The sequence below is a fragment of the Thermomonospora sp. CIF 1 genome, from assembly GCF_001896795.1.
GTDB classification, from domain to species: Bacteria; Actinomycetota; Actinomycetes; order Streptosporangiales; family Streptosporangiaceae; genus Thermomonospora; species Thermomonospora curvata.
Window position 1 is genome coordinate 100,536 of record NZ_MOYN02000026.1, and the last position, 18,824, is coordinate 119,359.

Consider the following 18,824-nt stretch of genomic DNA (forward strand, 5'->3'; position numbering starts at 1 on the left):
AACCATGTCCCCCTGGGCCGGTGGTCCAGCCGAGCGGGGCCACCGGCCCGGAGGGGAAATTCGGATGCTTCCGCCGGTATGCGGGGCCTACCGTGGGCTCATGGACGTGGTATTCACACGGACGGGTGAGCGTCGCTACGGGCTGACCATCGTCGCGCCGGGAGCGCCGCTCCGGGGGGCGGACCCGGCACCCGGATACGACGACTACATCCCGCACGACCTCGTCCATTACGTGATCGAGGCCGAGCTGAAGATGTCGGGGGGCCTGTACGGGCGGGCCGCCGCCGGCGGCGGGTGCTTTCTGCTGCTGGAGGAGACGCCGCAACGGCGCGGGCGGCGGCGCAGGCAACGCCAGTTGCAACGCCGCGAGGCCCACCTGCGCGAAAAGGACCACGCCGGCTCGGCGGACATGGCCCGCTCCGAGCGCCTGGCCGCACTCTGCGACATGGCCTGGCGGCTGCGCCGCTCCCCCAAGGGGCAGCCGCCCCCGTGGGTGCCCAAGCAGGAGATCTCCGCGGAGGACCGCGAGGCGGTCGAACGCGTGGTGGCCAGGCTGGATGAGATCGCCCCGCTGTGGAACGCCCTGAAGATCGGTGAATCCCTGACCTTCACCTGGCCGAACCCCCTCCCCGTCCAGGCCGCCCACCGCTGAACCGCCGGACGTTCTCTTCGAGATCGAGTCCTTCACGACACAGCGTTTCACGGGCCGGAGAGGCCGCTACCAGAGACGGCTCCGGATCCAGGGCCGCATGCGATCTCGGCCGTTGGGCGTCCGCGCATGTCCTCCGACTGCCTGGTGCCGCTCGTCAGTGTCGGACCTGCCGGACGACCAGTGGCTTGGAAGCTTCATCGTGCGCATTGCGGACAATCACGCCTTCCGGGACGGTTCTCTTCCATCTCTTATACGGTGAGCGATCGACACATACCAGAGCGGAGTCGACCCGCCGCCGACCAGTCCGAGCTCTCCCCTCCCGCACATCTGACGCTGTTCCCTCGAGCACCTGCGACGACCACTCGCCGAGCGCGTTCTCGGGACAGGAGGCACGACGCCCAGGACCGCATTCCGAAGGAGATTCGCCGACAAAAGCCCTAAAAACCAATTAGAGGATGTCCACAAACCGCTCCCCGAAGTAATTTTCTTTCGATCGGGTAACGCGGCGGCAATAATGGCTTTACCATCCCTTCGCCGATCGCTGATCGCACCACAGGAGCCGGGATGTCCGCTATCGAAATCAGCCTGGAGGGTGAGGACGCCGTAGCAGAGACGGGCAGGCTATATCGGTGGCTGCGCGATGACCCCGACGTCTTTTACTCCACAGAGCTGGAGCTGAAGTCGTCACCTGCCCCGGAAGGGGCCATGGGCGGCACCCTGGAGTACATCAACCTGATCATCAACAGCACTTCCGCCGTCGCCGCGCTCATCACGGCACTGACGAGCTGGCATCAGACACGCCGCCGCAAGCCTCTCAGGTTGAGAATAAAGCGCAACGGCCAAACGTACGTCCTCGACAATGTGTCACCGGAGGACCTGCACGATCTCCTGGACGGCGCCGGTGGCCATAGCCCATCGGACGACACTGGCGATCGCGCCCTACCGGACCGCACCGACGGTGAGGAAGACGACGGCGGAGTGAGATGACCGACACCCTCTACGGAGCTCAACAGCCCGATCCGAAGGCGTCGCGCGCGGTACTGATCGGCGTGCACGACTTTGCACACATGCCCGATCTGCCCGCTGTGCACAATAATATCTTTGATCTCAAGCGCGTGCTGACCGACCCCCAACTATGGGGAATACCGGAAGGCAATTGCACTCTGCTACCGCAACCCGCGACCGTCCGGGACGTACTCCAGGCCATCAGGCAGGCAGCGAGGGAAGCCACAGACGCACTTCTCCTCTATTACGCCGGGCACGGCTTGATCGGACACTCCGATGACGAATTGTGGCTCAGTCTTCCGGATACCGAGGAGGGCCACATCGAAACGGTTGTCCCCTACGACTGGATCGCCCACGAGCTGCGCGAGTGCAAAGCGGTCCGCAAGGTGGTGCTCCTCGATTGCTGCTTCAGCGGACGGGCGGTCACCGGCTCCATGGGACCGGAAGAACTGGCTAACTGGGCGCTGGTGCGCGGGACGTTCGTCATGACCTCCAGCGCCGCCCACAAGATTTCCACGGCTCCAACGGGAGCGACGCACACGGCCTTCACCGGGGCGCTGCTCCAAGTCCTCAAAGAGGGAATTCCAGGAGCCCCTCCGCTCTTGGACATGATGACGATATTCCGCGAGGTGAACTCCCGGCTGAAGGCGAACGGGCTCCCCTCACCGGAGCAGGGGAACCGGGGGCTCGGCGGCTCGATCACTCTTTTCCGCAATCGCGCCTACACCAGGCCGAGCCAGATCACCGCCCTGGCGTCCTCCGACCAGACGGCGGGTTCGACGGCAGAGGAGGACTTTCCGGAAAAGGTCGCAACCGCGCTGCAGGAGTGGCAGGTCGAAGACCCGACGGCCGGTTGGGCATGGCGCGATGAGGCCTTCCGCTGGGGGCCGTTCTGGGCACCGGTGATCATCGTCGAAGGGGATGGGGCCAACATCATCCGGGAAGAGGACGTCCACATCATAGTCAGCCACCAGTCGATAAAGCTGCCGCCGGAGATCCAGGCCTGGAGGCAGGAGATCGAAGAGGAGCAACGGGCCCGGCGGGAACGCGGCGAGGATTACTTCTGGAACGGCAACCGCTACGCCATCGACAACATCGTGATCAGCAGGCACCCCGTCACCGAGGCGCCGATCATCACGATCAGGGTCAAGAACTCCGACTACTACTCGTTCCTGGCCGCACAGCAACTCGAACGAGAGTTCGCCGACGGCACGACGCCACGCAGCCGTTACCTCGATCCGAACGATCCCCTCGACGTGCCCGCCTTCATGTCGTCGAGCTTCGGCACGAACATCGCCGTGGTGACCGCGGACAACAAAATCATCTTCTCGCGGCGAGGCCGTGCGGTGGGGTCTCATCCCGGGTTTTGGAACTCTTCCGCCAACGAAGCGCTCTCCCGGGACATCGACTCACAGGCCCGCAATGCGCCCAATATCTATGACGTGGCGCGGCGCGGAGTACGCGAAGAACTCGCCCTGGAAAAGTCCGAGTACGACCTTGCGATGCTCGGACTGACTGTCGACCGGCGGAACCAGTGGGGCGCCTTGTTCATCGCCGAACTGCACACCCTCACCGGGGACGAGTTCAGGGCCCGCCGCAGCCGCGGAGTCGCGGACAAGTTCGAGCACGCCGAGCACCAGCTGATCCCGTTCAACCCCCAGGACGTCGTAAGCTTCATCTACGACCGTGAACGGCGGAACCTGTGGGCCCCCACCGCTCCCGCCCTTTTTTATCTCAGCCTCGTCAATAGATATGGGCGCACCATTGTCGAATACGAAAGCAACCTGGCCTTCCTGAAACTGAAGGAGAAAGAGAAAAACAAGTGAGCTGCTTATGCCGGGACGCCGGCCCGCAGCGGGTCATAGACGCGGCGCCCACTCGGACGGGCGTCGCCCCAGGGTGACCGACCGTGTCGAAGGCGCCGCTTGAGGATCTGGATCCGGCACCGGGACAGCCGCACCCCACTAGTTCCCGTCCCTGCATGTCGGGCCGAGCCGAAGCCGGTCAAAGCCTGTGCGGGCAGACGCTGCGTCCGATACACAGGGGTCTGACCAGCAGGCGGTTCCGGCCTGCCCCAGGGAACGTACTCGCACAGTCGAGCACCGCAGCGGAATCTTCGGGCAAAGCCGCACGGCGGCGGTCCCGCCCCGCATGCATGTTGAGGGCGGCCCACCGGTTGGGGCCGCCCTCAACATGCGGGCCGGTCAGGGAAGGACTTCTCGCCCCGGGGGGATTCTGAGAAGCCCTGGCGGGGCTGTGACGCGGTGCGTGCCCCTGCTCTCTCCCACCGTCCTTACCCGCGATGCCCCCGTATCGAGTCTTTTCGACACGTGCCTTCGGGCGCCGAGAACCGAGCCTCGGCAGTTCCCCCTTCCGGGTCATGCCAGGTCACGGTGTTACTCCCGGCCGCGACACTCCGTCCTGCGGAAACGGCGTGTCGCAAAAGGCTCATCTCACCTGTGGAGCGGCGAGCGGAAAGAGGGTCAGGAGTGGGGGCAGGTGTCGCGGTACTCGCTGATCTGCCGGTTCGGCCGCGGGGCCGGGCACAGGAACTGGTCGTAGCGGGTGTCGTCGTCGACGAAACGCTTCAGCCAGGAGATCGTGAACTTGGCGACCAGGTCGGACTCGGCGGTGGGGTCCACGTGGTTGCCGCCCGCCATCTCCAGGTACGCCTTCTCCGGCACGTTGGTCATGCTGTCGTAGAAGCGTTCGGAGTGGCCGGCGACCGGGGCGACGTTGTCGTTCTCCGCGCCGATGATCAGCGTCGGGACGGTGAGGTCGCTCCAGTTCTTGGTGAGGCTCCAGGGCGCCAGCGGGATCGCGGCCCGCAGCGTGGGGCGCTTGGCCGCGGCCGCCAGGCTGCCGCCGCCGCCCATGGAGTGGCCCATCACGGCCAGCCGGCTCGGGTCGATCCGGTCGCGCACCTGGCTGCGGGTGGTCAGGTAGTCCAGCGCGGCCAGCAGCTGCTCTGAGCGTGACTCGGGGGTGTCGGTCAGGCCGTTGGTGGTCAGCGTCATGACCACGAAGCCCTGGGAGGCCAGGCGGGGGCCGAACCAGCGCACCAGGCTCTCGGGGGACAGGAACCCGGGGATGACCGCGACCGCGCCGAAGGTGCCCTGGCTCCGGTCGGTCGGGTAGAAGATGGTGCCCCGGTTGAAGCCGGCGCCGATGCCGCCGTTCACGCTGATCTCGTCGATGGCGAACGGGCCGCGCCGGGCGGTGACGCTGCGCTCGGTGGGGTCGGGGCCGCGCTGGTAGGGGTTGTCGGCGGCGTGCGCGGGGGCGGGGACGGCGGTCAGCGCGCCCACGGCGGCGACCGTGGCGGCCGCCACCGACAGCCGCCGCAGCGACCTGCGCAGTCTGCTCTTCATGGGGATCCTCTCGTCGGGAGCGGGAAGGCGAGAGGTAGCGTGCGCCCATGACGGCGGCCGCGCTTGGCAGGTGTCCGCGCATTACGCGGCGGCGAGCTGTCCGCGTCCTATAAACCCGCGGCGTATGCCCAGCTCACGCGCCTTGCCGCGGCATGTCGCGCCGCGGAGGTCTTGTGCCGGTGACCAAAGGCGATGTGCCGGCGGCCCAAAGCTCTTGGGGCAGGAGACGCCCGTCTTGAGCATCACCGGCCGTCGGGTCGGCTCACTCGGGCGGCTTGGGGCCGCCGGCGGCGGGCATGGGCTCGGTGTCGGGCGGCGGGGATGGCGGGCCGTTGTCCTCTGGTTTCAGGGCGCGCAGGCTCATGGTGACGCGGTAGGTGATGGCGGTGACGGGGACGGCCACCACGGCCCCGGCGATGCCGCCCAGCAGGGTTCCGGCGGTGACGGCGATCAGGATGACCGCCGGGTGCAGCCGCAGCGAACGGCCCTGGATCACCGGTTGCAGCAGGTTGCCCTCGGCCTGCTGGACCAGCAGCACCGCGCCCAGCGTCAGCAGCGCGTCCCCGAGGCCGTTGCTGACCAGCGCCACCAGCACCGCCACCGCCCCGGCCACGGTGGCCCCGACGATCGGGATGAACGCGGCGACGAAGGTCAGCAGGCCCAGCGGCAGCGCCAGCGGGACGCCGATGATCACCAGCGCCAGCCCGATGCCGACGCCGTCGATCACGGCGACCAGGAACGTGCCGCGGATGTAGGCGACCAGCGTCCGCCAGCCCTCCACGGCCGCCACCGCCACCCAGCCCCGGTGCCGCCGCGGCAGCTGGCTCAGCGCCCAGCGCGCCATCTTCTCGCCGTCCTTGAGCAGGAAGAACAGCAGCACCAGGGCCAGCAGCGCCGACGTCGCCCCCTGCGCGGCGGCGGTGGCCCCGCCGACCGGGTCGGGCAGCGCCTCCCGGAGGGTCCTGATCAGCCCGTCCACCGTCGAGTTGATCTGCCGTTCGCTGACCGACAGCGGCCCTTCCAGCAGCCATTGGCGGACGCGGTCCAGGCCCTCTTCGGTCTGGCGGCGCAGGCTGCTCCACTCGTTGACCACCCGGTTGGTGATCAGCGTGAAGGGCAGCGCGATGGCCCCCAGCAGGACCAGGATCCCGGCCAGCGCGGCCAGCCAGGGCGGGGTGCCGAGGCGGCGCAGCCCGCTGGAGACCGGCCCGATCAGCGCGGCCATCAGCAGCGCCGCCACCACCGCCAGCGTCAGCGGCGCCAGCCGCACCAAGACGATGACCACCAGGTAGATCGCCGCCGCGATGACCAGCAGGCTGGCCCCGACGACGGCGGTGTTGCGCAGCCCCGGCGGGACGGTGACCGGGGGCCGTTCCCGGGAGGGCGTGACGCGGGCGGCCGTGGAGCCCTTCCCCTGCGGCGCGGTGGGTTCACCGGAGGCCATGGCCTGCTCCTCACCCGGTCCGGTCGGACTCGTCGATGACGAGGACGTCGCGGTCCAGCGCGCCGGTGCGGTACACGATGCCGCCCACCGTCTGCGCCACCACCGGGGAGGTCACCAGCTGGAACAGCGCCACCAGCAGCAGCGGGGCGATGTCGGACATCGAGGTCATCTGCGCGGCCGTCCCGGCCAGCACCAGCAGCAGCCCGATGGTGTGCGGCTTGGCGGCGGCGTGGATGCGGGTGACGGTGTCGGGGAAGCGCACCATGCCGAGCGCGCCGAGCGCCGAGAACGCCGCGCCGGCCGGCAGCAGCACGGCGGTGATCAGGTCGGTGACGCTCACCTGCGTTCCTCCCGCTCCCCGGCCAGGCGGGCCGCGGTGACGGTGCCCACGAAGCCCAGCAGGGCGATCACCACCAGGGAGGAGGAGTGGGCCGCCTCCCCCTGGGTGGCCGCCTGCACCGCGACCCCGCTGACCAGCAGCACCGCCAGGACGTCCAGCGCCACGATCCGGTCCAGCGGGCCGGGGCCGCGCACCATGCGCAGCAGGGTCAGCAGCGCCGCCAGCGACAGCAGCGCGTAGGTGACGGCGTAGACGACGTTCACCGGCCCTCACCTCCCGTCGGACGGCCTGACAAGGGGAACGTCCGCATCAGCCTGCGTTCGGTGTCGCGCACGTCCGCCCGTACCCGCTGGGCGTCGGTTTGATCACGGATCGGGATTCCGTGCACGTACAGCAGTGACTTGCCGCCGTCGATCTCCATCACCACCGAGCCCGGCCGCAGCGTGATGTTGTTGCTGAGCAGGATCAGCAGCACGCTGGAGCGCACCCGGTAGGGGATCTGCAGGATGCCGGCGCGCACGGCCTGCGGCCCCTGCAGCGCCAGCCGTGCGACCACCAGGCTGGAGGCCACCAGGTCGGCGAAGAACCGGCCGGTGGTGATGGCCAGCTCCAGCGGCCGGACGCGGTGGGTCTGCGGCGGCGCCGGCAGCCGCGTCACCCGGTACACCAGGGCGACCACCAGCGCCCCGGAGAGCACGACGAGCAGGTTCACCCTGCTCCACAGCGCCACCCAGATGACCAGCAGCCAGACCGCCATCGCCAGGCGGGGAGCGGAGATCTTCACGGCGCCTCCTCTCCGAGCACCGCCTGCCGGTAGGCGGTGCGGTCCAGCAGGTCGCCGGCCGCCTGCAGGGTCCAGGACGTCAGCGGCCCGGCCAGCACCGCCACCGCCAGCCCGAGCAGCACCATCCCGGCGGTCACCGCGCGCACCGGCAGGTGGCTGTAGCGCACCTGCCGGGACGGCTCCGGCTCGCCTCGCGTTTCGGGGGGCGGGGCGCCGGAGGGGCGGGGACGCCAAAAGGCCAGCGTCCAGACCCGGCTCATCGCCACCAGCGTCAGCAGACTGGCCGCCACCGCCACCCCCGCCACCAGGTAGGCCAGTGCGCGGCCGGAGCCGAACCCGGCCTGCAGCAGCGCCAGCTTGGCCACGAACCCCGACAGCGGCGGGATCCCGCTCAGGCTCATGGCGGGGACGAAGAACAGCACGGCGGTGAGCGTGGAGGTCTTCGCCAGCCCGCCCAGCCGGTCCAGCGAGGTGTGCCCGGTCTCCTCCTGCATGATGTCGCTGACCAGGAACAACGTGGCCTGCACCACGATGTGGTGGACGAGGTACAGCAGCGCCCCGGCCAGCCCGGCGACCGAGAACAGCGCCAGCCCGAAGACCATGAAGCCGATGTGGCCGACCAGGGTGAACGACAGCACCCGGTGGATGTCGTGCTGGACCAGCGCCCCCAGCATCCCCACCAGCAGCGTCAGCGCGGCCAGCACCAGCATCAGCGCGCTGGCCTCCTGGAGCGGGAACAGCAGCGTCTGGGTGCGGATCAGCGCGTAGACGGCGGTCTTGGTGAGCAGCGCCGCGAAGATCGCGGTGATCTTGGTGATGGCCACCGGGTAGCTGTCGGGCAGCCACAGGTGCAGCGGCACCACCGCGCCCTTGATCCCGAACACCACCAGGAACATCACCGCCAGCGCGGCCCGCAGCCCCGGCGGCAGGTTCTCGGTGCGGACCGACAGGTCGGCCAGGTTGACCGTGCCGGTGGCCGCGTAGGTGAAGCCGATGGCCGTCAGGAACAGGATCGAGGAGGTCAGGCTGGTGACCGTGTAGGTCATCCCGGCGTGCATGCGCGCCGGGTTGGGGGCCAGCGTCATCAGCACGTGGCTGGAGACCAGCATGACCTCAAAGCCCACGAACAGGTTGAACAGGTCCCCGGCCAGGAACGACAGGCACACCCCCGCCGCCAGCGTCAGGTAGACGGGGTAGAACAGGCTCGGCTCGGACTCGGTGTGCCCGACCACGCCCTCGCCGGCCGCGTAGATCATGATCGCCAGCAGCACCACGGTGGAGACCACCAGCATCAGCGCGCTCAGCCGGTCGGCGACCAGCGTGATGCCCAGCGGCGCCGGCCAGTCCCCGGCCTGCACGCTGATCACGCCGTGGCGGGCCACCGCCGCGGCCACCGCCACGGCCACGGCCACCAGGCCGGCCAGCACCGCCATGCTCAGCGCCCGCAGCAGCCCGGCCGAGCGCCGCACCAGCAGCGACAGCGCACCGCCCGCCAGCGGCAGCGCGAACGGCAGCGGCAGCAGGACGTTCACCGCTCGTCCTCCTCGGCTTCGGCGGCGGCGTACTCTGCCTCTTCCGGGCCGCGCTCGGCGCGGATCCGGCGGTCCTCCACGTCGTCCTGCACCTCGTCTTCGCCCAGGAACACCCAGCTGCGGTAGGCCAGGGCCAGCAGGAAGGCGGTCACCCCGAAGGTGATGACGATCGCGGTCAGCGCCATGGCCTGCGGCAGCGGGTCGGTCATGGCCCCTTCGCCGTGGCCGTCCAGCAGCGGCGGCGCCCCGGCCGGGCCGCCCGCCAGCAGCAGCGCCAGGTTGGCGGCGTGGCCCAGCAGCGCGAACCCGACCACGATCCGCACCATCGACCGCTGCACCAGCATCTGAAAGCCGATCGCCAGCAGCACGCCGATCACCACGAGCAGCACCAGGCTCACCGGCGCCCTCCCGGTTCCTCCTCCAGGCTGGTGCCCAGGGTGCGGATCAGGCTCAGCACCAGCCCGAGCACCAGGCCGAACACTCCCAGGTCGAAGAACAGGGAGGTGGGCAGCTCCACGTGCCCGATCAAGGGCCAGTCGGCCCGCAGCACGGTCGTCTCCAAGAAGGCCCCGCCGGCGAGCCAGGCCGCGGCCCCCGAGCCGACCGCCAGTCCCAGGCCCCCGCCGATGAAGACCCCCGGGTTGAGCGGCATCGCGGCGGCCAGTTCGGACACCCCGCCGGCCAGGTAGCGCAGCACGAACGCCACACCCGCCACCAGCCCGGCCACGAACCCGCCGCCGGGCTCGGCGTGCCCGGCCGGCAGCAGGTAGACCGAGACGACCAGGATGGTGGGGATGAGGATCCGGGCGGTCACCGCCAGCAGCACCGGGCGGACCCCCGGCAGCGGGGTGCTGGGCGAGGCCAGCCACCGTCCGGGCTGCCGTTCCCCGGTCTCGGCCGGCCAGGGGGTGCGGTCCTCCATGCCGGTCAGCACCAGCGCCGCCACCCCCACCGCGGCCACCGCCAGGACGGTGATCTCACCGAGGGTGTCCAGGGCGCGCAGGTCCACCAGGATCGCGTTGACCACGTTGCCCGCGTCCTCTTCGGCGGCGGCCTGGATGTAGCGCGGCCCGACCGGTCGCGCCGTCCGGCTGAGCACGGCGACCAGCAGGAACAGCGCGGCGAACGCGCCGATCCCGGCGCTGACGGCGGTGGAGGCGGCCCGCAGGCCGAGCGGCCGGCGGCTCGGCGGGAACCATTCGGGCAGCCGCCGCAGCACGAACACCAGGATGATCAGCGTCAGCGTCTCCACCACCAGGGCGGTCAACGCCAGGTCGGGCGCCCCGTGCAGGACGAACAACCCCACCACGCCGTAACCGGTGGCGCTCAGCAGCAGCGCCGCCGACAGCCTGCGCCGCACCCGGGTGGCCGCCAGGGCGGCGGTCACCACCAGCACCCCCAAAACGGCCTGCATCGGGTGATCCCACAGCCGCACCCGGCCGCCGCTCCAGGCGGGCCCCGTGCCGTTGAGCAGCCCGGCCACCAGGGTCACTCCCGGCAGCGCCAGCACGGTCAGCATGATCACCGTCAGGTAGACCGGCAGCGACCCGACCTGGATGCGCCGGGTCAGCTCCCGCGCGCCCAGCAGCAGGCCGCTCAGGCAGGCGTAGTAACCGGCCTCGGCGGTGGGCAGCCGCGCCAAGCGCCGCCGCAGCGGACGCAGCCGCGGCGCCCGCAGGTACAGCCACGTCCCCAGCGCCAGGACCAGCACCGACAGCGCCAGCGGCCCCAGCCCGTGCCACAGCGCCAGCGTGTAGCCCGGTTCGGTGGTCGGCATCTGGTCGGCGTAAGGGGCGATCACCCGATGCCACACCCCGGGCCCCAGCCCGGCCAGCAGCCCGGCGACGGCGGGCACCAGAATCGGCCAGATCGCCTCCCCGGGCAGTCCTCCCACGCCCGAACGCGGGCGGTCGGGCGGTGGCGCCGACCCTCCTCCCGCGCCTGGACGTTCCGGACCCTCGCCGCGGAAGGGCGCAGGAGACGGCGGTTCATCCCCGTCTGAACGCTGCGGATCACGTGGGCGATCGGGTGCGGCCGGTGGCGGCTCTCCCGCGCCCGGGTGTTCTGGGGTCTCGTCACGCGAGCGGGCAGGTGCGTCCGATGGCGGCTCGTCCGGGGCTTCGCCGGGTGCTCCGGGGCCGCCGCCGAGGCGTCGGGGTGTCCGGGCTCTTTCGCGGAGGGCGTGCCATACGGCCGTCGCGTCGGCTTTCAGTTCCGCTCCGGTCGGCTCGTCGGCGTCGCCGCCGAAGGCCGCCTGCAGGAAGCGGATTCCGTAGGCGACGGTGAACGCCGAGCCGACTGTCACGCCCGCCAGCACCAGCAGGTCCGCGCCGCCGTGGGCGAACGCCTCCAGGGCGGCCTCCTTGGCCGTGAAGCCCAGGAACGGCGGCAGTCCGACCATGGACGCCACCGCCAGCGCCGTGGCCAGGGCGGTGACCGGCAGTTGCGGGCCGACGCCGTGCAGCCGGCTGCCCCGGCGGGTTGCGAACGTGCGGTCCAGGACGCCGACCGCCAGGAACATCGGGGCCTTGAACAGGCCGTGCGCCAGCAGCAGGGCGTCCCCGGCCAGCGCGGCGGTGCGGTCGCCCGCGCCGACCAGCACCATCAGCAGGCCGAGCTGGCTGATCGTCCCGTAGGCCAGCAGGCGTTTCAGGTCGTCCTGCCACAATGCCTGCCATCCGGCGGCCAGCAGGCTGACCAGGCCGACCGTCACCACCAGCGGGACCCACACCCCGGTGCCGGCGAAGCCGGGCGTCAGCCGGCCCACCAGGTACACGCCCGCCTGCACCATCGCCGCCGCGTGCAGGTAGGCGCTGATGGGGGTGGGCGCCACCATCGCCGCCGGCAGCCAGGAGTGCAGCGGCATCTGCGCCGATTTGGCGAACGCGCCCAGCAGGATCAGCACCAAGGCGGTGGTGACGGCGGCGCCCTCGGGCGGGTCGGCCAGCAGCACCGAGATGGTGTAGGTGCCCGCGGCCAGGCCGAGCACCACGAACCCGGCCAGCATGACCAGCCCGAACCCGGTGGTGATCAGCAGGGCCTGGTTGGCGGCGCGGCGGTGCTCGGGGTCTTCGGGGCGGTCGGCGGCGATCAGCAGGTAGGAGCACAGGGTGGTCAGCTCCCAGAACACATACAGCACCAGGAGGTTGTCGGCCAGCACCAGGCCGGTCATCGCCCCGGCGAAGGCCACCAGCACCGAGATGATCAGCGCCGGGGGCCGGGGGAAGTACCAGGCCGAGTACACCAGCACCAGCACGCCGACGCCGCCGACCAGCAGCAGCATCACCCAGGACAGGCCGTCCAGGCGGAACTGCAGCACCAGCCCCAGTTCGGCGGCCCAGTCCACCGTCTCGGCGATCGGCTCGCCGGCGGCGACCGCCCCCGACTGCCGCACCGCCCAGATCACCGTGGCCAGGGGGGCGAGCGCCGCCACATACGGCATGGCTCTCCGGTCGTGCCGCAGCGCCCACGGCAGCAGCAGTGCCAGGACGGCGTGGAACGCCACGAGCGTCACCATGGCCGCAGGCTCCCCACCGCATCCCTCCCCAGCGCTCGCCGTGCGGCCGGTCCCTTCCGGCTGAGGACCGCAAAGCAGCCCGCATTCACGCATGTCCCCGCTCCCGGGGGCCGTCGCGTGCCTCCTGCGGGGAATTGGGCGTCCCTTGCGGCACTGTTTGCCGAGCCGTCCCGCCGCCGGGCCGGGCGGCGTAAATCACTGGCGTGATCAGCGCAAAGGCCGTTGGATCCTGTTTTCGGCCTTCCCGAACCACCGAAACGTCCTATGATCTTTCTCGGCCGGGGCGGCCCCGTCCCGGCCAGGCCCCGGGAAAGTCGGTGTTAGCCCCACCTGCCGGGGCCGTTTTGCTTTGCGGGAGGCCGCCGGCCGGGGCGTGTCGGTGCGGTCTGCCAGGATGTGCGGCGTGGGCAACCTGTATGAGTACTTCTCGGCCGCCGATGACGAGGAGGCCGCGGCGGCGCTCGGCCGCAAAGGGTGGACGCAGGACCGGGGAGCCCGCACCCTGGCCGTCAAGGGCATCGACCCGGCGGTGCAGATCGGCAGGCTGGAGGAGCTGCTGACCGGCCGCCCCTACGCGCAGATCACGGCCGACCCCCGGTTCGCCCGGCGGATCGGCCCGTCATGGGCCGACCGCGGCGTGGTCACCCTGACCGATACGCTCACCCGGGCCCTGGCGGCGGGCGAGGAGAGCGACCTGGCGCAGGTCACCGTCGACTGGTCGCAGATCGCGGAGTTCGACGGCCAGGCCGACCCCATGGACCTGGCCGAGTTCCTGTTCGAGCTGTCGGCGATCGCCGCCCGCGCCAGCGAACGCGGCCACCGCCTGTACTGCCGCTGGAGCCGGTGACCATGAGCAAAGACGAGCAGCGGCCGGCGGCGCGGCCTTTCCTGCGGGCGCTGGAGCAGTTGCACAGCGACGATCCCCGGGCGCGGGAGAGGGGCTTTGACTTCCTGCGCGAGCACGCCGACTCCTACGTGGCGGAGCTGATCGAGGCGTTCGGCCGGGAGGACGACGCCGAGATGCGCTGCCTGCTGCTGGAGCTGCTCGCCGAGGCGCGCGACCCCACGGCCCTGCCGGTGCTGGCCGAGCAGCTCGCCTGCCCGGACGAGTCCGTGCAGTTCTGGGCGGTCCGGGGCCTGGAGATGCTCGGCACCCGCGAGGCCGGCCAGGCCCTCGACCGCGCCCGCGCCGAAGGGTGGATCTTCTAGCGGGCCTTGCGCCACGCCGCCGCCACGGGCCGGGACGGGGATGCCGCAGGAGGCCGTCGGGCTCCCGTCCGCGGCGCCTTGGGCCGGGGCGTTGAAAAGGTTCAGTTGGGGAAGGCGCCGGGGTCCACCGAGCGGGTCCGGGCCTGGCCGCCCAGGACCGGGTGCAGGGTGATCCTCCAGTTGCTCCAGCGGATCTGGGTGGCGGTGTAGACGGTCTGGAAGCGCAGGCTCTCTTCGAAGCGCTGGAAGCGGCAGTCCCGGCCGAAGGAGCGGTTCTTGGGGTCCCAGGCGGAGCCGCTGGCGAAGTAGATCCGGTAGGTGCCGTCGCTGATGCCGCGCACCGTGTACGTGCCGCCCCTGCGCACGTAGACGGAGATGCGCGGGCTGCCGCCCCGGACGAGGGTGACCACGGCGTCCCCGCTGCCATTGTCGATGGTCAGACCGCCCCGTCCGCCAAGGCCGCTGGAGCGGATGAACGTCCCGTTCGAGGGGCGCGAGCTGAACTTGTGGCCGGCGGGCGGCAGCGCCAGGCCGGGCCGCTTGCCGGGCAGGACGGCGGTGACCTCGCGCAGGGCGTCGCGGAGTTCGTCGGTGGCGTCGGCCTCTCCCAGGTCGGCCCAGACCGCCGGACCGGTGCACAGATCCCGGCCCTTCACCTGCCGTTCCACGACGCCCACGGTTTTGTGGAATTCCTCCAGCGCCGTGAGCAGCCGCGGGTGCCGGCCGGCCAGTTCGGGCGGCGGGGTGATGTCGCGCAGCATGGCGGCGGCCTCGACGGCGGCCTCCTCCACGGGGGCGACCCGCCCGGCCAGCCCTTTGTACTTGCCGGCCTTGCGGAGGTCTTTGAGGGGCTTGTCCATTCGCCGCAGGGCGCTGCGCAGCGTCGCGGCGTATTCCTGCAGCGAGGCGGGCTGCGGGGTGGAGACGGTCGGCGTGTCCAAGCCCGCCGGTGTCTGGGAGATCGCTGTCCCGGTGGTCCCGGCGTCCTGGGTGCAGGCCCCCACGAGCAGCATGCCCGCCGCCACCGCCGCCGTGCCGCACATGCGGCTTCTTCTGCTCCGGAGGAGACTCCCGGACGCCCTTTCCCTGCCTTTCTGTGTCACTTCATCACGATCCGCCAAGCCCAGCCGTCCGATATAGGCATTTGTCCGCAGAACACAACTCAGGACGTGGCCGGATCCGGCCGTTCTCCGCCGGGGAGGATGAACGGCGGCTTCACCGAACGACGGCATGCGCACAAGCCGCACCACAAGACGTCAGACGACTCGCCGGGCACAAAGGGCGACCACAGGCACCCGTCTGCAGAATCACGGGCCGAAACACGGCCGCATCCGGCCGTCTCCGCCAGGGCGGATGGGCAAAGGTCCCGCCGAACGGCGGCGCGCAAGCAAACCGCGACGCAAGACACCGAGCAGAACCGAACGGGCATAAGCACCCGTCCGCAGCCCACGGCACAGAACGCGACCGGATCCGGCCATCCCCCAGGCGAGCGGATGTGCAGACGGGCGGCGACATGTGGCCAGGTCGCGATGCGCATGAGAGAGATTCGCGCGTTGTGCGGAAATGTCAGGCGGCGGGCTTCCGCGACCTCGATTAGAGGATTTTCTGCGGATTCCGGACGATGCCCGCCAATACGATCATGATCATGACACGACGCCTCCTGTTCGCCGGTGTCGGCTTGTCGCTCGCCATTGCCGTACCGGCCACCGCCCTGCCCGCCCACGCCGCACCGACCCCCGCTTGGCGGCCGGTGTATCAGACGCCCGCCGGCGACGGTCACGGCGGGTTCGACGACGTCTTCGCGCTGGGCCCCAAGAAGGCCTGGGCGGTCGGGTCGCACCAGAGCGGAGGGCTCATCCGGTTCGCGCAGTGGAACGGCACCGCCTGGCAACCGGTGGAGGTTCCCTCTTCCGTCTACTCCGGCCTGCGCTCCCCGGCGCTGCACACCGTCACCGCCTCCTCGCCCGCCAACGTGTGGGCCTTCGGGGACGCCCGCCGGGGCGGCGCCGACGTGGGGTTCGCGCTCCGCTGGAACGGCACCTCATGGACCCGCAAGGTCTTCGCCGCCGGGATGCGGATCAGCGACGCGGCCTTCGTGGGCAAGCAGCTCTGGATCACCGGTTCCCGCTGCACCAGCAGCGGCTGCCAGGGCTTCATCCGCCGGTTCGATGGGAAGGCGTGGCGGGCCGTCCCGCTGCCCAAGGTGAAGACCAAGGGGAAGCGGATCGGTTTCAACCGGCTGAGCCCGCGCCCCGGCGGCGGCGTCTGGGCGGCCGGCTCCGTCCATTCCACCTCCGCGCCCGTCTCGACGCCGGTAGTGGCGTACTGGAACGGCAAGAAGTGGAAGACCCTCCCCAAGCCCAAGGTCTCGCTGCGCAAGGGCCTGGCCTACGGCTTCACCGACCTTGCGGCGCAGGGCTCGAAGACCGTATGGGCCACCGCGACCGTCCTCTCCCCGGGCGAGGGCAGCACCTACGCGGGCCTGCTGCTGCGCTGGAACGGCAAGAAGTGGAAGCACTTCCGCATCAAGGACAAGCAGGGAATCGCCAAGTTCGCCCCCGACGGCAAGAAGGGCTTCTGGCTGCTCAACGGCTCCCACCGCGCTTTGCTGCACTTCAACGGCGGCAAGGTGGACCGCCGCTACGCCCCGAAGGCCGGCGGCAAGAACGGCCGGGCGTTCGGGTTGACCCGCATCCCCGGCACACGCTCCCTGTGGGCGGTCGGTGTCGCCGGTGAACGCGGCACCGTCTGGAAGTACGGCCCCTGACCGCCTCTTCAGGGATCAGAACGCGGTCGTCGCCCAGGGGCGCGCAGGAGTCGTTCCCGCGCGCCCCGGGCGGATCGCCGCGGGTCAGGTCAGGCCGCCGCGGCTGATGAGCTGCTTGATGATGACGTTGCGCTGGATCTCGTTGGTGCCCTCCCCGACGATCATCAGGGGGGCGTCGCGGAAGTAGCGTTCGACGTCGAACTCGGTGGAGTAGCCGTAGCCGCCGTGGATGCGGATGGCGTTCAAAGCGATCTCCATGGCGGTCTCGGAGGCGAACAGCTTGGCCATGCCGGCCTCCATGTCGCAGCGCTCGCCGGAGTCGTAGCGTTCGGCGGCGTGCAGCAGCAGGCGGCGGGCGGCGGTCAGCTTGGTGGCCATGTCGGCCAGGTAGTTGCCGATGGACTGGTGCTGCCAGATCGGCTTGCCGAAGCTTTCGCGCTGCCGGGCGTAGCGGAAGGCGTCGTCGAAGGCGGCGCGGCCGACCCCGGTGGCGCGGGCGGCGACCTGGATGCGGCCGATCTCCAGGCCCTTCATCATCTGCGCGAACCCTCGCCCCTCCCGGCCGCCGAGCAGGGCGGTGCGGGGGACGCGGCAGTCTTCGAAGGCCAGCTCGCAGCTTTCGACGCCCTTGTAGCCGAGCTTGGGCAGGTCGCGGGAGACGGTCAGGCCGGGGACCTTCTCCACCAGCAGGATGCTGATGCCCTTGTGCGCGGGCCGGGCCTCGGGGTCGGTCTTGCACAGCAGGGCGATCAGGCCGGCGCGGCGGGCGTTGGTGATCCAGGTCTTGGCGCCGTTGATGACGTAGTGGTCCTCATCGAGGGTGGCCGTGGTCCGCATGGCCTGCAGGTCGGAGCCGCCGCCGGGCTCGGTCAGCGCCATCGCGGCGCGCAGCTCCCCGGTGGCCATGCGCGGCAGGTAGCGGCGTTTCTGCTCCTCGGTGCCGAAGTCGCAGATCAGCTTGGAGACCACGGTGTGGCCGCCCATCGCCCCGGCCAGGCTCATCCACCCGCGGGCCAGCTCCTCGGTGACCAGGGCGAAGCAGGGGGTGGAGACCTTGGTCTCCCCGTACGGCTCGGGGATGGCCAGCCCGAAGATCCCCAGGCGTTTCATCTGCTCGATGAGGTCTTCGGGGTAGGCGTTGGCGTGCTCCAGGTCGCGGGCGACCGGGCGGACCTCGCGGTCGACGAACTCGCGGACGGTCTCGACGATCGCGCGCTCTTCGGGGGCCAGCTCGTAGCCGATCATGACAGTTCCACCTCCGCCTGCGCCCGGGCCTGCCCGGCGGCGTCCACCACGGCCAGCCTCCCGTCCGGCCCGCCGGTCACCAGCACCGCCTCCCCGGCGAACACCGGACGGCGGAACCGGTAGGCAAGGCCCGTCACCCGCCGCCCGGGGGCGTTGCGGCGCGGCAGCTCGGCCATCAGGACGGCCAGCAGCGGGCCGTGCACGACCAGGGCGGGGAAGCCCTCCGCGTCCCGGGTGTAGGGCAGGTCGTAGTGGATGCGGTGGGCGTTGGCGGTCAGCGCGCTGAACCGGAACAGCAGCGGCGGCTCGGCCGTCAGCGGCAACTGCCAGGGGTCCGGTGAGGAGGGCGTCCCGCTTTGCAGCTCGTGCCGGGCGGGCGCCGAACCCGACCGGTACACCAGGTCCTGCTCGTCGGTGACGCGCAGCTCGCCGTCCTGCCGGATCTCATGCCGGACGGTCACGAACAGCAGCTCGCCCGCCCGGCCCTGCTTGACGTTCACCCCGGCGAGGACGGACGTGCGCTCGGCCACCCTCCCCACCCGCAGCGGCGCGTGCACCCGCAGCCGGCCCCCGGCGAACATCCGGGTGCGCTCGGGAATCGGCGGCAGAAAGTGCCCGCGCGCCGGATGCCCGTCGGCCCCCAGCTCCGCTTGGGGCACCCATTCCAGGAAGTACAGCCAATGCCACAGCGGCGGCAGTTCTTCCCCGGCTTCGGGCGCGTCCCCGGGCCGGTCGAGCACCGCGGCCAGCGCCGCCGCCGGCCCGGGCGGCAGCTCGTCCGTCACGGTCTGCGGCCCCGGGTTCCACCCGTCCACATGCGCGGCAAGCCCTTCGCTCACCTCACCGGCCTCCCGATGCCCGCGGCCCCGCCCCCATGGCGGAGCCCTTCACCACTTCCCACATCCCGCCGGGACTCCCGCGCTCCCGGCGCACGGGCCGCCGTTTCCAGGCGGCGGCA

17 protein-coding genes are annotated in these 18,824 nt (G+C 70.9%); 6 read left to right on the plus strand and 11 right to left on the minus strand.

The genetic code is table 11. The annotated features are described in order from the left end of the window. Positions 1 to 100: 100 nt before the first annotated feature. The 3 genes from BUE48_RS22975 to BUE48_RS22985 all read left to right on the plus strand — a co-directional run bounded on the left by BUE48_RS22975 (position 101) and on the right by BUE48_RS22985 (position 3,483). Positions 101 to 652, plus strand: a complete 552-nt coding sequence (locus BUE48_RS22975) for a hypothetical protein (protein ID WP_041440288.1) — start codon at positions 101 to 103, stop codon at positions 650 to 652. 564 nt (positions 653 to 1,216) lie between these two features. Beyond that, on the plus strand, positions 1,217 to 1,639 hold the full coding sequence (locus BUE48_RS22980; protein WP_286991011.1) for an effector-associated constant component EACC1: 423 nt from the start codon (positions 1,217 to 1,219) through the stop codon (positions 1,637 to 1,639). Beyond that, a complete protein-coding gene (locus tag BUE48_RS22985) occupies positions 1,636 to 3,483 on the plus strand; it encodes a caspase family protein (protein WP_286991012.1) in 1,848 nt (615 codons plus the stop codon). The genes BUE48_RS22980 and BUE48_RS22985 overlap by 4 nt, the downstream gene beginning before the upstream one ends. 657 nt (positions 3,484 to 4,140) lie before the next feature. On the opposite strand, the gene BUE48_RS22990 is transcribed toward BUE48_RS22985, so the two are convergent. The 8 genes from BUE48_RS22990 to mbhE all read right to left on the minus strand — a co-directional run bounded on the left by BUE48_RS22990 (position 4,141) and on the right by mbhE (position 12,645). After that, complete coding sequence (locus tag BUE48_RS22990) at positions 4,141 to 5,028, minus strand: poly(ethylene terephthalate) hydrolase family protein (protein ID WP_012854926.1); 888 nt, start codon at positions 5,026 to 5,028, stop codon at positions 4,141 to 4,143. A gap of 262 nt (positions 5,029 to 5,290) precedes the next feature. After that, positions 5,291 to 6,472 carry an AI-2E family transporter gene (locus BUE48_RS22995; RefSeq protein WP_286991013.1) on the minus strand — a complete coding sequence of 394 codons (1,182 nt, stop codon included), beginning with the start codon at positions 6,470 to 6,472 and terminating at the stop codon, positions 5,291 to 5,293. A 10-nt stretch (positions 6,473 to 6,482) separates the two neighbouring features. Further along, positions 6,483 to 6,812: a cation:proton antiporter gene (locus tag BUE48_RS23000; RefSeq protein ID WP_012854928.1), complete on the minus strand. Its 330-nt coding sequence runs from the start codon at positions 6,810 to 6,812 to the stop codon at positions 6,483 to 6,485. Then, positions 6,809 to 7,075 (minus strand): MrpF/PhaF family protein, encoded by a 267-nt coding sequence (locus BUE48_RS23005; protein ID WP_012854929.1) that lies wholly within the window; start codon positions 7,073 to 7,075, stop codon positions 6,809 to 6,811. Before BUE48_RS23005 ends, BUE48_RS23000 begins: the two co-directional genes overlap by 4 nt. Beyond that, positions 7,072 to 7,596, minus strand: a complete 525-nt coding sequence (locus BUE48_RS23010; RefSeq protein ID WP_012854930.1) for a Na+/H+ antiporter subunit E — start codon at positions 7,594 to 7,596, stop codon at positions 7,072 to 7,074. Before BUE48_RS23010 ends, BUE48_RS23005 begins: the two co-directional genes overlap by 4 nt. Further along, entirely contained in the window at positions 7,593 to 9,128 is a 1,536-nt protein-coding gene (locus BUE48_RS23015) for a Na+/H+ antiporter subunit D (protein WP_286991014.1), read from the minus strand. Before BUE48_RS23015 ends, BUE48_RS23010 begins: the two co-directional genes overlap by 4 nt. Continuing rightward, positions 9,125 to 9,526 (minus strand): Na(+)/H(+) antiporter subunit C, encoded by a 402-nt coding sequence (locus BUE48_RS23020; protein WP_012854932.1) that lies wholly within the window; start codon positions 9,524 to 9,526, stop codon positions 9,125 to 9,127. Before BUE48_RS23020 ends, BUE48_RS23015 begins: the two co-directional genes overlap by 4 nt. Next, a complete protein-coding gene (gene mbhE / locus BUE48_RS23025) occupies positions 9,523 to 12,645 on the minus strand; it encodes a hydrogen gas-evolving membrane-bound hydrogenase subunit E (RefSeq protein ID WP_286991015.1) in 3,123 nt (1,040 codons plus the stop codon). Before mbhE ends, BUE48_RS23020 begins: the two co-directional genes overlap by 4 nt. A 403-nt stretch (positions 12,646 to 13,048) precedes the next feature. Between mbhE and BUE48_RS23030 the strand changes: the two genes are divergently transcribed. Both BUE48_RS23030 and BUE48_RS23035 read left to right on the plus strand, forming a co-directional pair. Then, a complete protein-coding gene (locus tag BUE48_RS23030; protein ID WP_012854934.1) occupies positions 13,049 to 13,492 on the plus strand; it encodes a hypothetical protein in 444 nt (147 codons plus the stop codon). 2 nt (positions 13,493 to 13,494) lie between these two features. Beyond that, complete coding sequence (locus BUE48_RS23035) at positions 13,495 to 13,854, plus strand: HEAT repeat domain-containing protein (protein WP_286991016.1); 360 nt, start codon at positions 13,495 to 13,497, stop codon at positions 13,852 to 13,854. Between the two features lie 101 nt (positions 13,855 to 13,955). On the opposite strand, the gene BUE48_RS23040 is transcribed toward BUE48_RS23035, so the two are convergent. Continuing rightward, positions 13,956 to 14,897: a hypothetical protein gene (locus BUE48_RS23040; RefSeq protein WP_012854936.1), complete on the minus strand. Its 942-nt coding sequence runs from the start codon at positions 14,895 to 14,897 to the stop codon at positions 13,956 to 13,958. Between the two features lie 602 nt (positions 14,898 to 15,499). Between BUE48_RS23040 and BUE48_RS23045 the strand changes: the two genes are divergently transcribed. Continuing rightward, on the plus strand, positions 15,500 to 16,621 hold the full coding sequence (locus BUE48_RS23045; RefSeq protein WP_286991017.1) for a hypothetical protein: 1,122 nt from the start codon (positions 15,500 to 15,502) through the stop codon (positions 16,619 to 16,621). Positions 16,622 to 16,705: 84 nt separating this feature from the next. Here BUE48_RS23045 and BUE48_RS23050 read toward each other — a convergent pair whose 3' ends face one another. Both BUE48_RS23050 and BUE48_RS23055 read right to left on the minus strand, forming a co-directional pair. After that, the gene (locus BUE48_RS23050; RefSeq protein WP_012854938.1) at positions 16,706 to 17,866 is read right to left on the minus strand and encodes an acyl-CoA dehydrogenase family protein; all 1,161 of its coding nucleotides are present in this window, start codon (positions 17,864 to 17,866) and stop codon (positions 16,706 to 16,708) included. Continuing rightward, positions 17,863 to 18,705, minus strand: coding sequence for an HTD2 family dehydratase (locus BUE48_RS23055; RefSeq protein WP_012854939.1), 843 nt, complete (start codon positions 18,703 to 18,705; stop codon positions 17,863 to 17,865). The genes BUE48_RS23050 and BUE48_RS23055 overlap by 4 nt, the downstream gene beginning before the upstream one ends. Between the last annotated feature and the right edge of the window lie 119 nt (positions 18,706 to 18,824).

Coding starts and splice junctions, on each gene's coding strand:
- BUE48_RS23050 (WP_012854938.1), bottom strand. CDS start 17,866: ATGATCGGCTACGAGCTGGCCCCCGAAGAGCGCGCGATCGTCGAGACC.
- BUE48_RS22980 (WP_286991011.1), top strand. CDS start 1,217: ATGTCCGCTATCGAAATCAGCCTGGAGGGTGAGGACGCCGTAGCAGAG.
- BUE48_RS22975 (WP_041440288.1), top strand. CDS start 101: ATGGACGTGGTATTCACACGGACGGGTGAGCGTCGCTACGGGCTGACC.
- BUE48_RS23040 (WP_012854936.1), bottom strand. CDS start 14,897: ATGTGCGGCACGGCGGCGGTGGCGGCGGGCATGCTGCTCGTGGGGGCC.
- BUE48_RS23045 (WP_286991017.1), top strand. CDS start 15,500: ATGACACGACGCCTCCTGTTCGCCGGTGTCGGCTTGTCGCTCGCCATT.
- BUE48_RS23035 (WP_286991016.1), top strand. CDS start 13,495: ATGAGCAAAGACGAGCAGCGGCCGGCGGCGCGGCCTTTCCTGCGGGCG.
- BUE48_RS22990 (WP_012854926.1), bottom strand. CDS start 5,028: ATGAAGAGCAGACTGCGCAGGTCGCTGCGGCGGCTGTCGGTGGCGGCC.
- BUE48_RS22995 (WP_286991013.1), bottom strand. CDS start 6,472: ATGGCCTCCGGTGAACCCACCGCGCCGCAGGGGAAGGGCTCCACGGCC.
- BUE48_RS22985 (WP_286991012.1), top strand. CDS start 1,636: ATGACCGACACCCTCTACGGAGCTCAACAGCCCGATCCGAAGGCGTCG.
- mbhE (WP_286991015.1), bottom strand. CDS start 12,645: ATGGTGACGCTCGTGGCGTTCCACGCCGTCCTGGCACTGCTGCTGCCG.